This window comes from Thioclava sp. L04-15 (genome assembly GCF_002020275.1).
GTDB lineage: Bacteria > Pseudomonadota > Alphaproteobacteria > Rhodobacterales > Rhodobacteraceae > Thioclava > Thioclava marina.
Window position 1 is genome coordinate 112,610 of the sequence record NZ_MPZW01000002.1, and the last position, 14,212, is coordinate 126,821.

Consider the following 14,212-nt stretch of genomic DNA (forward strand, 5'->3'; position numbering starts at 1 on the left):
GTCTCAGGTGATGACGTCGGGACCTGTGCATCCGGTGCGGGCGCGGATGCCGACAAGGGCTTCGGTCGCGGCAATGATCGGGGCGAGCGCCTCTTGCGGATCGCGGTCGAGCCCATCCGGCCCCGGCGCGTAGCGTTCGAGATAGACGCGCAATGTCGCGCCCTGCGTCCCGGTACCTGACAGACGCAAGACGACACGCGAACCGCCCTCGAAGAGGATACGGAAACCCTGCCCCTCGGAAACCGATCCATCGACCGGGTCGGTATAACAGAACTCGTCTGAACTTTCGACCGTAAGCCCTTCGGTTTGCGTGCCTTTCAAAGATCTAAGCTTGGCGCGCAGATCCCCCAGCATGGTTTCGGCGAGATCGACTGGCAGCGCTTCGTAATCGTGGCGCGAATAGTAATTCCGGCCGTAGCGCGCGAAGTGGTCGCTCAGGATCTCGGCCACCGACATCTTCCGCACGGCGAGGATGTTCAGCCACATCAGGACCGCCCAGAGCCCGTCCTTTTCGCGCACGTGATCCGAGCCGGTGCCGAAGCTCTCCTCGCCGCACAGGCTGACGCGGCCCGCATCCATCAGATTGCCGAAGAATTTCCAACCCGTCGGTGTCTCGTAGCAATCCAGACCGAGCGCCTCCGCCACCCGGTCCGCCGCCGCAGAGGTCGGCATCGAGCGCGCGACGCCCTTCAGACCATCCTTGTAGCCCGGCACGAGATGCGCATTGGCCGCCAGCACCGCGAGACTGTCGGAGGGCGAGACATAGGTGCCCGCCCCGAGGATCATGTTCCGGTCACCATCCCCATCCGAGGCGGCGCCGAAATCCGGCGCGCTCTCGCCCATCATCTCGGCCATCAGCTCATGCGCCCAGGTCGGGTTCGGATCGGGATGCATGCCGCCGAAATCGGGAAGCGGCGTCGCATGGGTCACCGTGCCCTTCGGAGCGCCGAGACGGTTTTCGAAGATCTCAACCGCATAGGGCCCGGTAATCGCGCACATCGAATCCATGCGCATCCGGAAACCGGACTCAAAAAGGTCACGCAGTGCATTGAAATCAAACAGCGTTTCCATCAGGTCCGCATAGGCGGAAACAGGATCGACCACTTCAATCACCATCTCGCCCATCGCACTCTCGCCCAGCGTATACAGATCGGGATCAGGTGCATCGAGCTTGAGATAATCGGAGATTTCCTGCGTGCGATCATAGATCGTGGAGGTGACGGATTCCGGCGCGGGGCCGCCGTTCGACATGTTGTATTTCACGCCGAAATCTTCATCGGGACCGCCGGGATTGTGGCTCGCCGAGAGGATCACGCCGCCATCGGCGCCGCGCTGTCGAATCAGGTTCGAAGCGGCGGGTGTCGAAAGCCAGGCCCCGCGACCCACGATGACGCGCGCAGCGCCATTCGCCGCCGCCATCTTCAGGATCGTCATCGCGGCTTCGCGCCCGAAATAGCGACCGTCACCGCCAAGGACCAGGGTCTTGCCCGTCACGCCGCCCACCGCGTCAAACGTCGCTTGCACGAAATTCTCGAGGAAATCCGGCTGCATGAAAATGCGTGTCTTCTTGCGCAGGCCCGAGGTTCCGGGTTTCTGGCCGTCGATCGGTTGGGTGGTGTGGCGGGTCATGACGTCTCCTGCGGTGTCGCGCGGGTGAAGACTTGAACGGATTGTGCGGCAAGGCAAGTCTCGGCGGCGGAGAATTGCTCTTCCGCGGCTTCGGGTCGCGCCGTGTCGAGCAGTTGCGTCCACCGCCCCGTAGGCAGGGACGCGGAGCACGCCGGGCCCGCGTTCAGAAGAAGATAGACAGCTTCAAATCCGGCATCCCCCGCCGGACCTTCAGCCGCGCCCCGGATCTCGACCCCGATGCACCGCAATTCCGGGTCGTTCCAGTCATTGGGCTGCGGCTCCTCACCGGAACAAAGCCGCCAGATCAGATCGCGAATGCCGTCCTGCTTGCGTTCCAAAGCGTGAAGGAACCGAGTCTGACGCAGGACCTTGTGGTCTTTTCGTATGCGGATCAAGCGCTTGACGAATGTTTTCAATTCCTCGTCCGGCGCGGTCCAATCGACCCAACCGGTCTCGTTATCCTGCGCATAGGCATTGTTGTTACCGCCTTGCGAATTACCGATTTCATCACCTGCAAGCAGCATCGGAACGCCCTGGCTGAGGATCATCGTGGCCAGCAAGGCGCGTTTGCGCGCGGCCTGCGCCTGCGGATCCGCGAGTGCTTCGGAAAAGTTCGCATCATGCCCGTCGCGATTATTCTCGCCATTCGCCAGGTTCTGCTTTTCGCCAAAGGAAACAAGATCTTGCAGGGTAAAACCGTCATGAGCGGTGATGAAATTCACCGAAGCCGTCGCGGGGCGTCCATGCTGATCAAAAAGCTCGGCCGATCCTGCGACGCGCCGCGCAATATCCCCCGTCATGCCGCGATCGCCGCGCCAGAACCGCCGCGCATCGTCGCGGAACCGATCATTCCATTCGCTGAACGGATGCGGGAATCCGCCAAGGTAATAGCCACCCGGCCCGATATCCCACGGTTCGGCAATCAGTTTCACCCCACGCAGGACCGGATCTTGCGCAATCGCCGTCAGGAAAGGAGCGTGCGGCTCGATCGCGCCCGAAGCGCCGCGCGCAAGCGTTGCGGCCAGATCGAAGCGAAACCCGTCCACCCCCATCTCCTCGACCCAATGGCGCAGGCAATCCATCACGAGACGCAGCGCAAGCGGGTTCGCGAGATTGAGCGTGTTGCCCGTCCCGGTTTCGTCGATATAGCTGCCCCCAGCACCGAGCCGGTAATAACTCGCATTGTCGATCCCGCGCAGGCTCAACATCGGTCCGAGCGCATCGCCCTCACCCGTATGGTTGAAGACCACATCGAGGATCACCTCGATCCCCGCGGCATGGAAACGCCGCACCATTTCGCGAAATTCCTCGCGCGGATCCGGGCCGCAATACCGTGGCTCGGGCGCGAAGAAGCCAACCGGCTGGTAGCCCCAATAATTCGAGAGCCCCTTTTCGACGAGGAAGCGGTCATCGTGATAGGCGCATGTCGGAAGCAGCTCGATCGCGGTGACGCCCAGGTCGCGCAGATGGGCCAGGATCGGTTCGGAGGCCAACCCCGCCCAACGCCCGCGCAGCTCTGCCGGGATCGCGGGATGGGTCATGGTGAGACCCTTCGGGTGGGCCTCGTAGATCACCGTCCCGGACCAGGAGTGATGCGGTCGCTGCCAGTCCGGGCGCACGATCTCGGCGACCACGGATTTCGGCATGACCTCCGTGCTATTGCGCCGGTCCGGTTTCGTTTTCCCCGGCTGCATGGGGGCTTGCCAGGTAATCTTCGAGTCGATGATGCGGGCGTAGGGATCAATGAGAAGTTTCGCAGAGTTGAAGCGGTGCCCCGCCTCCGGCGCCCATTTGCCGCACACCCGATAACCGTAACGGGCCCCCGGTTTGAGCCCCGGCACGAAACCGTGCCAGATCGGCCCGGCGCGTCCGGGAAGCCTGAGGCGCGTCTCGCCCGCTTTGGTGAAGAGGCACAGGTCAACCGCCTCGGCATGGGCCGAGGCGAGCGCGAAATTCACGCCGCCCTCGACAGGCGTCGCACCAAGCGGGTCCGGGCGTCCGGCCTCGATCTTCATCGCGTGCAAAGCTGGTCGTAAAGTGCCGCGTAACGCTCGGCAGAGCGTGCCCAGCCCCAGTCCATCTTCATCGCGCGGCGCTGCATCGCACCCCAGCCCTTGCGATCGTAATATAGCGCGGCAAACCGCATGAGCGCCTGACGCAGAGCGAGGTCGTCGACCGGATGGAAGACAACGCCCGTCGAGGCATTGGCGGCGTCGGTCGCGGGGGTCGCTCCGATCACCGTATCCGCGAGACCACCCACGGCGGCCACGACCGGCAAGCAGCCATAGCGCAGCCCGTAAAGCTGGGTGAGACCGCAAGGTTCGAAACGCGAGGGCACGAGCACCGCATCGCCACCCGCGAACATCCGGTGGCTGAGCGCCTCGTCATAGCCGATCTTCACACCGACCCGACCGGGATTGTGAGCGGCCAACTCGCGCATCGCGTGTTCCGCCCAGCCATCGCCCGAGCCCAGCACGGCCAGCCCGCCCCCGGCGGCGAGAAACGGCCCCAGCGCGGGCGTGATCAGGTCAATCCCCTTCTGCGAGGTGAGCCGCGAGATCAGGATCGCGAGCGGCCCGGGCACATCCAATCCGAATTCGGCTTCCAGCGCCTTGCGGTTGCTGGCCTTGCCCGCGGGTTTTGCCGCCGAGAACGGCGTGATCTCGGGGTCAGTCTCGGGGTTCCAGACAGTTGCGTCGATACCGTTGAGAATGCCGTGCAGATCGCCTGCGCGCATCTGCAAGAGCCCCTCCAGCCCAAGCCCGAACTCGCCGCGCATCAGCTCCTCGGCATAGCGCGGGCTTACGGTGGTGATCGCATCGGCGGCCACGAGACCGGCCTTGAGCGTCGAGATATCGCCCCAGAACTCCACTCCGTCACGGTTGAAATCCCAGGTCTGGAGCCCGAGAGCCGCGAGCTTGTCGCGCCCGAAACGGCCCTGAAAGGCGATGTTGTGGATGGTGATCACCGTCGGGATGCCCGAGCCGCGCAGATACCAGGGCACGAGCCCGGTCTGCCAGTCGTGGCAATGCACGAGATCGGGGCGCCATTTTCCCAGACCCTCCCGCGCGATCTCGGCTGCGACGAAACTCAGCGCGGCGAAGCGCTCGGCATTGTCGCCGTAATCCTGCCCGTCCTGCGAGTAGGGGCCGCCATCACGATCGAAGAGGTGATCGGCAACGAGCGCCAGCACCTCCATCCCGGCGGATTTTCCCAACGTCAGCCGCGCCGGGCCGCCATAGAGATTGGCGCTTTCCCAGACCTTTTTCGGTGATTTCAGCTTTTTCAGAATGCCGCGATAGGCGGGGATCATCACCCGCATGTTCCAGCCTTGCTCGGCCAGCGCTGCGGGCAACGCGCCCACCACATCGGCCAGACCGCCGGTCTTGACCAGCGGCACGGCTTCCGAGGCGACAGAAAGAACATGTTTCATGATCTTCCCCCTATTCAAAACATTCCGGGGCGCAGCGCAGCGACCGAGGGGCTACTCCACCCCTGCCCCGTTACCGAAACAGGACCAGCGCGCCGGGTGACCAGGACACGCGGGTGCGCGTGCCGACATCGAGCACCGGGCGCCCGAACACATTGCGCATCGAGATCCGCACCGGCTTTTCCATCCCGTCGAGCCGCACGTCATAATAGGTCATGTCGCCGTAATAGACGACCTCGTCAATCGTGCCCGCGGCTTCGCGATCGCTCGCCTGCTGGCCTTCATACAGAAGCGTCAGCGTCTCGGGCCGGAAACCGACCGCCGCGCTATCCCCGGTGGGCGCGGCCGAGACTTGCGATGTCGAGACGTCGAGCACCCCGAGCCCCGCCACTTCGGCACTGATCAGATCGCCGCTTTCGCCGGTCACCTTCGCGGGCAGGAAGTTCATCACGCCGATGAAATCGGCCACGCGGCGCGAATTGGGGCGGCGGTAGAGCGTCTCTGGATCGGCAAGCTGGGCAATCTCGCCCTCAAACATCACGGCGATCCGGTCGGACATGACCAGCGCCTCTTCCTGATCGTGGGTGACGAGCACGAAGGTGATGCCCACCTCGCGCTGCAGCTTGATCAGTTCGACCTGCATCTGCTCGCGGATCTTGCGGTCGAGCGCGGAGAGCGGCTCGTCCAGAAGCAGCACCTTCGGCTTCAGGATCAGCGCGCGCGCCAGCGCCACACGCTGACGCTGTCCGCCCGAGAGCGCATGGGCCGCACGCGCGCCATAGCCCTTCAGCCCCACCATCTCTAGCGATTCCTCGACCAGCTTGTCCTTCTCGGCCTTCGAGCGCGGATCACGGCGCAGCCCGAAGCCCACATTCTGCGCCACCGTCAGATGCGGGAAGATCGCGTAGGACTGGAACACCATATTGGTCGGCCGCTTGTTCGCGGGCACGCCGGCCATGTCCTTGCCGTCGATCAGAACCGCGCCCGAAGAGATATCCTCGAACCCCGCGATGGTGCGCAGAAGCGTGGTCTTGCCGCAGCCCGAGGGGCCCAGAAGCGAGAAGAACTCACCCGCGCGGATCTCGGCCGAGATGCCGCGCAGCGCGTGATAATCGCCGTAATATTTGTGAACGTCTCGGAAGGCGATCATCGGGTTATCTGTCACAGGAAACCTCCGGTATCCTTTGCGCCGGTCCGCTTGATGCCGCGGCGGCGGAAGAACTCGGCCACGCTCAGAAGCAGGATCGAGGCCGCGACGAGGCAGGTGCCAAGCGCCATGATGACCGGGATCGCGCTCGGGAAACGCAGCTGGGAAAAGATGTAGGTGGGCAACGTCGGTTGGTTGCCCGCGAGGAAGAAGGCCACGATGAACTCATCCAAAGAGATCGTGAACGAGATCAGGAAAGCCGAGATGATGCCCGGCATCACCAGCGGCAACACGATCAGGCGGAAGGTGGACATCCGGGTCTCTCCCAGATCCACCGCCGCCTCTTCAAGCGACTGATCGAGCGTGGCGAACGCCGTTTGCAGCACCGCGATCGCGTAAGGCAGCGCGATGATCACATGGCCAAGGATCACCGTCCCGATCGAGAGGTTCACGCGCAGTACCTCGAGCATCACCAGAAGCAGCGACATCCCCATCAGAATGTCAGGCAGCACCATCGGCAGCATGATCAGCCCCATGATCCCGCCCTTCGCGCGAAACTTGTAGCGCGTCGAGGCGCGGGCCGCGAAAACCGCGAGGATCGTCGCACCCGCCGAAGAGGTCAGGGCGATGATCAGCGAGTTCGTCAGAGCGTGGCGCAGCGTGTCGTTCTCGGCCATCTTCGCGAACCAGTCGGTCGTGAAGCCCTTCAGCGGGAAAGCGATGATCGTGCCGTCGTTGAAAGCGAAAAGCGGCAACAGGAAGATCGGCGCATAAAGGAAGATCAGGTAGGCCAGTGCGTAGATCTTGAGCGAGGGAAATTTCATGCGCGGCTCACTTTCCGACCTTGAGGAAGCGGCGGTTGAGCCACAGGAATACCAGCGCCAGGGCGGCGACCACGAGGAGCGAACTGACCGCGATGGCCGACCCCAGCGGTCGGTTGTCCAAAGGCAGCATCTGCGCCTGAATGAGGTTCGCCACCATCGGCATCTTGCCGCCCCCGATCAGCTCGGGCGTGACGTAGTCGCCGACCGTCGGGATGAAGACGATCAGGGTCGCGGCGACCACGCCCGGCATCGCCAGAGGCAGGGTCACCCGCAGGAAGGTGCGCCAACGGCTCTCACCCAGATCCTGCCCGGCCTCCAGCAGCGAGCGGTCGATCTTCTCGAGGCTGACAAAGATCGGCAGGATCGCGAAAGGCGCATAGGCATGGGCCAGCGTCAGCGCGATCGCCCCCACCGAATTGAGCATCTGCAGCGGGTCCGCGATCAGCCCGTTCGGGCCGATGATCCCGATCCCCTCCAGCGCCGAATTGATCACGCCGTTATAGCCGAGGATCACCTTCCACAGGAACACGCGGATCAGATACGAGGTCCAGAACGGAATGGTGATCAGAAAGATCCAGCGCGCCTTCTGGTTCGGCGCGAGTCCGAAGCTCAGGTAATAGGCAATCGGGAAGGCCAGCCCCACAGTGACCAGCGTCACCAGCCCCGCCACGAACAGCGACCGCACCAGAATCACGCGAAAGATCGGATCGGACCAGGTCGCGAGGTAATTCTGCAGGGTGAATTCGTGAATCACCGTGAGATAGCCGTCCTTAAAGAAGGAATAGGCCAGGATCGTCGCGAGGGGCGCGGCCAATAAAAGAAGGGCGTAGATCGCGGGCGGAGAAATCAGCGCATAGCCCTGTGCCGCGTCGCTGCGCAACCAGCTCTCACCTTTAGCGGCCATGCATGTCTCCCTTTTCGCGCCCTATGCAGGCGCCATCCGGGGGCCACGAAAGCACAAGGGCGCGGGCGTGAAAAGGGGCCATGCCGATCACGCGAGCGCGAGACAGGCAGCTGCCGCAATTTTGTGCACTCAGACCGGCAGGTCGTCCGGCATCCGATCGAGAAGCCCGGTCAGCGTGCGCAAGGCCGACCTGAAACGTTCTTCGGGGGCGGACCCTGCCATCGCGATCCGCACCGCATTGGGCGCCTGCCCGTCCTGCACGACATATTCATCGGCCGAGCGCAGCAAGACGCCCTCGGCCTCGGCCATGCGCGCAAAGCTCGACGCGCGCCATCCGAGCGGTAGCTTGAGCCAGAGGAAGCTCAACCCCGGCAGCCAGGAGATGTCCTGCCCGCCAAGCGCCTGCACCGTCATCTGCAAGCGCCGTCCCATTTCCTCCTGCGCGGCATAGCGCAGTCGCATCGCCTCGCCGCTGTCGAAGAGACGCGCCACCATATCGGTGATCGGGCGCGCGAGGCCGAAGAAGGAATGTTGCGCCGCTAGCCGCCCCACCTCGCCCATGCCCTCAGGGGCGGCGACGATGCCAAACCGCATCCCGGCCGAGATCGTCTTGGAGAGCGACGTCACATGCCAGCAGCGTTCAGGCGCGATCACGCGCAGGCTGGGCAGGCCCGTCACTGGGGCCGTGTAGCAATCATCCTCGATGATCTGGAGGTCGTGGCGGCGCGCGACCTCGGCCAGCGCCATCCGGCGCGCCTCGTCCATGCGCCCGGCGGTCGGGTTCTGCGCATCCGGGGTGATGCAGACGATCTGCCCGCGATAGCGGCGGCAGGCGGCATCGAGCGCCTCCGGGATCATCCCCTGCTCATCGATCGCGACCGGATGGATCTCGGCACGGTTGAGCCGCGCGGCATGGCGAAAGCCCGGATAGGCCAGCTCTTCGATGAAAACGCCGGGACGGTCGCCGCGCAGACAGGTCTGCATCACGAGATTGATCCCGTTCTGCCCGCCATGGGTCAGCACCAGATCATCGGCACTCAACTCGGCATGGAGCGAACAATCCCTCGGGAACCAGTCGAGCACCGCCTCGCGGCAATAGGCGTCGCGACGCAGGCCGGGATATTGCAGATAGGTCTTGCCGATATCGCGCGCCGCTTCCTGCATCGCCCAGGCCAGCGCCTTGGTCTGGCCGACATCGGGAAGTTGCGGCGAGCGCAGATCGACGACGCGGTCGGGCTCACGCTCCACCTCTTCGCCGGTCTGGCGATACAAAGGTTCGCGCGGGCCGAGTCGCTGATTTTGTGTCGATACAAATGTACCCCGACCGACCTGCGCATCGAGCAGCCCTTCCTGGGTCGCGATCTGGTAACCCCGCGCCACGGTGCCCGGAGTGACCCCGAGTTTCCAAGCCAAGTCCCTGACCGTAGGCAATTTTGTTCCGGGCGGAAGATCGCCGCGGCGGATCCCTTCGCGCAAGGCGCGCACGAGAGCGAGGTATTTCGGGCCACTCAGTTTAGCGAGCTCGGGGGACCAGCTTGTATCAGTCACAATATTTCTCTGGCTGCGCAAATCGACACAATGTATCCATCTTATACCAAAGGAACACAGATTGTATCAATACAGAAAGGCCCTGCAATGTTGACCCTGTCGCGGACCCGTCCCGCCATCGCCCGTCACGGCTCGCTCAGCCTGATCGCGCGCGTCGCGCGCGTCCTCGAAACCCGCCGCTCCCGCGCGGCTCTGGGGAAACTTGACGCGCGCCTTCTGCAAGACATCGGAATCAGCCGGGCTGAGGCCCAGCGAGAAGAGCGCCGCTTCCTGTGACGCGGGCGATCCGGGCATTCCCCTGAACGGATCGTCATCTATCTGGCCGGGCAATGCGCCCGGCCTTTTTTTGACTGTGATCGCGGTCGTCGGCGACCAACCCGCACCAAGCGCGGCCAATCTGCCCTGCGGTGGGCGAACCGTCCCGGAGCGCGATTATCCGTGCGCGTCGTGCAACGAACGTGGCAGTCCCGAAAGAGACGGCCGGACGGGACGATAATCGGCGCTTTCGAGAAGATCGGCGCGTTTTGCCAGCAAATCGGCGCGCGCGATTTGTTCAAGCGCGGCGATGCTTTCGGGCGTCGGGCGAAAGCTCTCTGCCCAAACACCCTCGCCCAGGATCAATTCGTGCCGATCGAAAAGCAGCTGGAGATAGCGGACGCCCTCTTGAGGTGTGATCTCTTCGATACCGTCCATCCCGACGAGATCGCGCGCCATCACCATCGCCTCGCCCTGCCCATCATGGAAAACCGACAGCAAATGATGGCTGGGCGAAACGATCAGGTCGCGCAGCGGCTGATCGGGGCCAAGCGCCCCAGCCCGCACCCGCACCGGACGCAACAGTGGATTGAGCGCGAGATCGCGCGCGCTGAAGGTTCGCTCGCCGATCCAGCGAAGAACCTGAACCCCGTTGTCGCGGGTCAGGAGCCGTGCACCGGGCACGAGATCTCCGGCCCGGCAGGCGCCACTCTCGGTGGCGAGAAGCGTGTCGGGCGTGAAACAGGGAATTGCAGCGACGAAATCACGGATCGGCGCTTCGAAAAGCGCCGCGCCCCGAGCATCAAACCCCGCGATCCGCCCTTCCAGATATTCGTAATCCGCAAAGTCGAGTCGCAGATCGACAAGCTCTTCACGGGCCCGCCGCGTAAATCCGACTGCGGGAGAGCGCCCGATCGTGGTTTCGAAGATGTCACGAATTCCGATCATCTTTCGGCCCTCCCCAGCCTCTCTGGTTCCCGATTTCGCCATGCTATGGCGCGGTGGTCTATAAAAAGAAGCAAATACGCCCGCTTTTCGCCCGAAATTGCGAAAACAGAGTGTTTCGCCCGAGGAAGCCCTCACGCCGTCCCAACATGGAAACGCCCGGGGAAATCTCCCGGGCGCCCCGTTTTCTCGTTCACCCGCGCAGCAGCACCGCCGCCTCGTGCCGCTTGAGCGTCTTGCGCGCGGCATGGTAATCGCTGCGCCCCTTTTCGGTTTGCAGATCCGGGAAGAGCTCGAAGATCTCCTGCCGCTGCGCATTCCCCAAACCGCCAAGCGCCTGGTCGCCAGGCTGGAAGCTCTCGGTCCATGAGCCGTTGGCGAGGACGACCTCGTGACGGTCGAACATGAAGTGCAGGTAGCTGGCACCAAGCGTCTCGACGGTCGAGACGCCTTCATTCGCCACAAGGTGCTTGGCCGCGACAAGAACCTCGTGCTCTTCGAAATAGAGCGCGGTCATGTCATTGGCGACCAGCATGCGGTGGTTCGGCGAGACCAGCATGTCGCGCTCGGGCAGATCGTTGCCAAGCGACCCGGCCCGGATCAGCACCGGCTTGAGATGCGGCGCGCGGGCGAGCTGCTCGCGCGTCATGTCGGCACGGCCCGCCCATCGGATCTCCTGGATGCCGTTGTCGCGGGTGAGCACCTTGTCGCCCTCGCGCAGCAGCTCGACCGGAACCTCGCCCTTCGGCGTCGCGACCAGCGTACCGGGAGTGAAGCAGGGAATGATCTGCTCCATGTTCGAGAACGCGAGCGTGCCGGTCACATTGCCGTCGCCATCGAGGAAGCTCACCGTACCCGCATAGGTCGTCGGGTCGGTCATGTAGCTGTCGACGCGCAGAGGACCTGCGCCACGCAGATCGAGCGTATCCCAGTCGTCGCCGCCCTCGCCGCCATCAAGCGTGTCGCCCGCGCCGTTCTCGGGCGCATCCACGAAGAAGAAGTCGCGATCATCCCCGCCAAACGCATAGTCCGCACCGGTGCCGCCAAGCAGCGTGTCGCTGCCGGTGCCGCCGTCGAGACTGTCCGAGCCGTCGCCGCCGAGCAGGCTGTCATCGCCCGCGTCGCCCATCAGCGTATCGTCGTCGATCCCGCCATCGAGCGTATCGTTGCCATTTCCGCCCGAGATCCAGTCGTCGTCATCCTCGCCGAAGATCACGTCGTTGCCGTCATTGCCTTCGGCCGAGTCATTGCCCGCGCCGCCGATCATCGAATCCGCCGCATTGCCGCCGATCAGCGTGTCATTGCCCTCGCCCCCGTCGAGCAGATCCTCGCGCGGGCCGCCAAGCAGACGATCGTCGCCGGCATCGCCATAAAGCGTATCGCCATCCTGACCCGCATCGAGCGTGTCATTCCCGTCGCCGCCATGCAGCGTGTCGTCTCCCGCTCCGCCCGAGAGGTAATCATCCCCATCGCCGCCATAGAGGTCATCATTGCCCTCGCGACCGGCCAGCGTGTCATTGCCGCCTTGACCATAGATCACGTCATCGCCAAGACCGCCGTCGAGGCTGTCATCGCCCGGCTCGCCCGTTCCGTCGAAGACCGGAACGGCCTCGCACTGGATGTCGGTGATGGTGATCTTCTGATCAGTGGCCCCGCCATTGGCATAGGCGATGGTGATCTTCGCCGTCGGGTCCGCGATCTCGACGAGCACCGAGCCGATCGCGTCATCCGGGCCAAGATAGCCGGTATCCTGATCGCCCGCGGTGATCGTATAGGTGCCATCGCCATTGTCGGTGACGGTTTGATTGCCCGAGGGTGTGATCGTGATGTCGACCGGGTTGCCATCGGCGTCGAGCGCCGAGAGCGTCACCACGTCGATATGGTCGTCGCAGCTATCCGAGCGGTCGATATCATTGATCCGGAAAGCGACGTTCTGCACTTCGCCGGTGTAATCGGGATTGTCCGACGAGAAGCTCAGCACCGTCGTCGAGGTCGGGTCGATCCCGCCCTCGCCGCCGCAGCCGTAAAGCTCGAGCGCGGAATTGCTGTCGAAGGTCTCGCCCGGAGCGACATATTGCGTCGAGGAGACGAATTTCGCGGTCGCGCCAAAATCCTGCGAAGTGAAATCGAAGGTGACCTTGGTATCGCCGAGATCGACGGTCTGGTCCGTCAGGGTGCCGCAATAATCGTGCAGATCGCCCCAGTCGACGGTTTGCGAGACCGGATCGGCGACGGGTCCGTCGGATGTATTGCCATCCCCCCAGATCGTATCGTTGCCCGCGCCGCCGTTGATCGTGTCGTTGCCGCCCTCGCCATACAGAAGATCGTTGCCATCGCCCCCATCGACCGAGTCATTGCCCGCGCCTGCGTAAACGGTGTCATTTCCGTCGCCCGCAAGGATGATGTCGTCGTTGCCGACCTGCCCGGGAAGGATCGCGTCGTTATGGTCGACCATGTCGCCCTGCGGATCGCCCGTGTAGGCCACGTCGATCAGATCGTCACCGGCGGTGCCTTCCACGATACCGTCGAGCTCGGGCTCCTCGACGGTGAGCGTGACAGTCGCCCAGTCATAGCCGCCATGGCCGTCCGAGATCTGGTAATAGAAGGTATCTGGCCCGAAATAGTCTGGATCGGGCGTGTAGGTGATGGTTCCGTCTGCATTGAGCGTCACCGACCCATGGGCCGGATCGGTCACCTGGCACACACGGATCGGGTCGCAATCGGGATCGCTGTCATTGGCCAGAACGTTGATCACGACCGAGCTGTTGTAGCTCACCGTTGCCAAGTCGTCCCTGGCATATGGGTCATGATTGCAGAACGAATAATAGGTCATCCCGTACTCTCCTTGGCCTCCCGCCGCTGTCCCGGCCGGTGCGCCTTGTTTCCCCGATCCCGCGGCGCGAACTGGCAGCGCCGGAATGATTTCCCGGACCTCGCGATCCGGTGATGTTTCGTGAAACGGGATATGGCTTGCTCACACAGGCGCAGCCGTTGACAGACGGCTCGGATTGCTCCGAGGTCTCGCAATTGTCGGTCGGATTGACGGTTTGTCCCCACGTAATCCTGGCAGCACCTGGTGAGGTCTCGCGCTGAAGCCCCCTTCACTGGCCACCCCCATGGCCAAGTTGCCCCCCAAGTCGGGCATGGCCACAATCTGCCCGCGCCTCCGCCACAAAGAAAGGGTAATTTGCCTTGTTCTTGCCTCATTTGTGCAGATTGCTTGCAAAATAAGCAGCAATCGCCGCAGTGCGGAAAGTCGTTGAAAAGACATATTGTTTCGATTTGAAACTCGGCCGGTTGGCAATTCCGCAGTGTAGCCGCCTGAAATGGGGAGGCTTTTCGCGCCGTCGAGATGATTCGTCGCGTTTCGCAAAAGCCGGTTCGCTCACTTTGTTCCACTTTCGGAAACAATGCTGGACTTCAATCGTTTCCAAATCGCACGCAATCGTGCGCCTTATTCTTGCCATCAATCCGCCCGGATTGTTCCCGATCGCGCTCCAAAATCAGAGGGATACGCGGTTTGTTCTCCC

At 63.3% G+C, this 14,212-nt stretch carries 10 protein-coding genes; 1 reads left to right on the plus strand and 9 read right to left on the minus strand.

The genetic code is table 11. The annotated features are described in order from the left end of the window. Positions 1 to 3: 3 nt before the first annotated feature. The 7 genes from BMI90_RS06710 to BMI90_RS06740 all read right to left on the minus strand — a co-directional run bounded on the left by BMI90_RS06710 (position 4) and on the right by BMI90_RS06740 (position 9,482). A complete protein-coding gene (locus BMI90_RS06710) occupies positions 4 to 1,629 on the minus strand; it encodes an alpha-D-glucose phosphate-specific phosphoglucomutase (protein ID WP_078527501.1) in 1,626 nt (541 codons plus the stop codon). Beyond that, a complete protein-coding gene (glgX, locus tag BMI90_RS06715; RefSeq protein ID WP_078527503.1) occupies positions 1,626 to 3,644 on the minus strand; it encodes a glycogen debranching protein GlgX in 2,019 nt (672 codons plus the stop codon). Before glgX ends, BMI90_RS06710 begins: the two co-directional genes overlap by 4 nt. Beyond that, positions 3,641 to 5,062 carry a glycogen synthase GlgA gene (gene glgA / locus BMI90_RS06720; RefSeq protein ID WP_078527505.1) on the minus strand — a complete coding sequence of 474 codons (1,422 nt, stop codon included), beginning with the start codon at positions 5,060 to 5,062 and terminating at the stop codon, positions 3,641 to 3,643. Before glgA ends, glgX begins: the two co-directional genes overlap by 4 nt. A 70-nt stretch (positions 5,063 to 5,132) precedes the next feature. After that, a complete protein-coding gene (locus BMI90_RS06725) occupies positions 5,133 to 6,209 on the minus strand; it encodes an ABC transporter ATP-binding protein (RefSeq protein ID WP_078527507.1) in 1,077 nt (358 codons plus the stop codon). Positions 6,210 to 6,220: 11 nt separating this feature from the next. Next, a complete protein-coding gene (locus tag BMI90_RS06730) occupies positions 6,221 to 7,030 on the minus strand; it encodes an ABC transporter permease (RefSeq protein ID WP_078527509.1) in 810 nt (269 codons plus the stop codon). A gap of 7 nt (positions 7,031 to 7,037) precedes the next feature. Continuing rightward, positions 7,038 to 7,934 carry an ABC transporter permease gene (locus BMI90_RS06735; protein WP_078527511.1) on the minus strand — a complete coding sequence of 299 codons (897 nt, stop codon included), beginning with the start codon at positions 7,932 to 7,934 and terminating at the stop codon, positions 7,038 to 7,040. Between the two features lie 129 nt (positions 7,935 to 8,063). Next, positions 8,064 to 9,482 carry a PLP-dependent aminotransferase family protein gene (locus tag BMI90_RS06740; RefSeq protein ID WP_078527513.1) on the minus strand — a complete coding sequence of 473 codons (1,419 nt, stop codon included), beginning with the start codon at positions 9,480 to 9,482 and terminating at the stop codon, positions 8,064 to 8,066. An 87-nt stretch (positions 9,483 to 9,569) separates the two neighbouring features. Between BMI90_RS06740 and BMI90_RS06745 the strand changes: the two genes are divergently transcribed. Next, positions 9,570 to 9,758: a DUF1127 domain-containing protein gene (locus tag BMI90_RS06745; RefSeq protein WP_146642517.1), complete on the plus strand. Its 189-nt coding sequence runs from the start codon at positions 9,570 to 9,572 to the stop codon at positions 9,756 to 9,758. A gap of 156 nt (positions 9,759 to 9,914) precedes the next feature. Here BMI90_RS06745 and BMI90_RS18710 read toward each other — a convergent pair whose 3' ends face one another. Beyond that, complete coding sequence (locus BMI90_RS18710) at positions 9,915 to 10,685, minus strand: Hint domain-containing protein (protein WP_168172732.1); 771 nt, start codon at positions 10,683 to 10,685, stop codon at positions 9,915 to 9,917. Between the two features lie 190 nt (positions 10,686 to 10,875). Continuing rightward, positions 10,876 to 13,515, minus strand: a complete 2,640-nt coding sequence (locus tag BMI90_RS06755) for a Hint domain-containing protein (RefSeq protein WP_168172733.1) — start codon at positions 13,513 to 13,515, stop codon at positions 10,876 to 10,878. Positions 13,516 to 14,212: the final 697 nt, after the last annotated feature.

What these genes read in the sequence shown, in the direction of transcription:
- BMI90_RS06735 (WP_078527511.1), bottom strand. Translation starts at nt 7,934, where the DNA reads ATGGCCGCTAAAGGTGAGAGCTGGTTGCGCAGCGACGCGGCACAGGGC.
- BMI90_RS06755 (WP_168172733.1), bottom strand. Translation starts at nt 13,515, where the DNA reads ATGACCTATTATTCGTTCTGCAATCATGACCCATATGCCAGGGACGAC.
- glgA (WP_078527505.1), bottom strand. Translation starts at nt 5,062, where the DNA reads ATGAAACATGTTCTTTCTGTCGCCTCGGAAGCCGTGCCGCTGGTCAAG.
- BMI90_RS18710 (WP_168172732.1), bottom strand. Translation starts at nt 10,685, where the DNA reads ATGATCGGAATTCGTGACATCTTCGAAACCACGATCGGGCGCTCTCCC.
- BMI90_RS06710 (WP_078527501.1), bottom strand. Translation starts at nt 1,629, where the DNA reads ATGACCCGCCACACCACCCAACCGATCGACGGCCAGAAACCCGGAACC.
- BMI90_RS06730 (WP_078527509.1), bottom strand. Translation starts at nt 7,030, where the DNA reads ATGAAATTTCCCTCGCTCAAGATCTACGCACTGGCCTACCTGATCTTC.
- BMI90_RS06745 (WP_146642517.1), top strand. Translation starts at nt 9,570, where the DNA reads ATGTTGACCCTGTCGCGGACCCGTCCCGCCATCGCCCGTCACGGCTCG.
- glgX (WP_078527503.1), bottom strand. Translation starts at nt 3,644, where the DNA reads ATGAAGATCGAGGCCGGACGCCCGGACCCGCTTGGTGCGACGCCTGTC.
- BMI90_RS06725 (WP_078527507.1), bottom strand. Translation starts at nt 6,209, where the DNA reads ATGATCGCCTTCCGAGACGTTCACAAATATTACGGCGATTATCACGCG.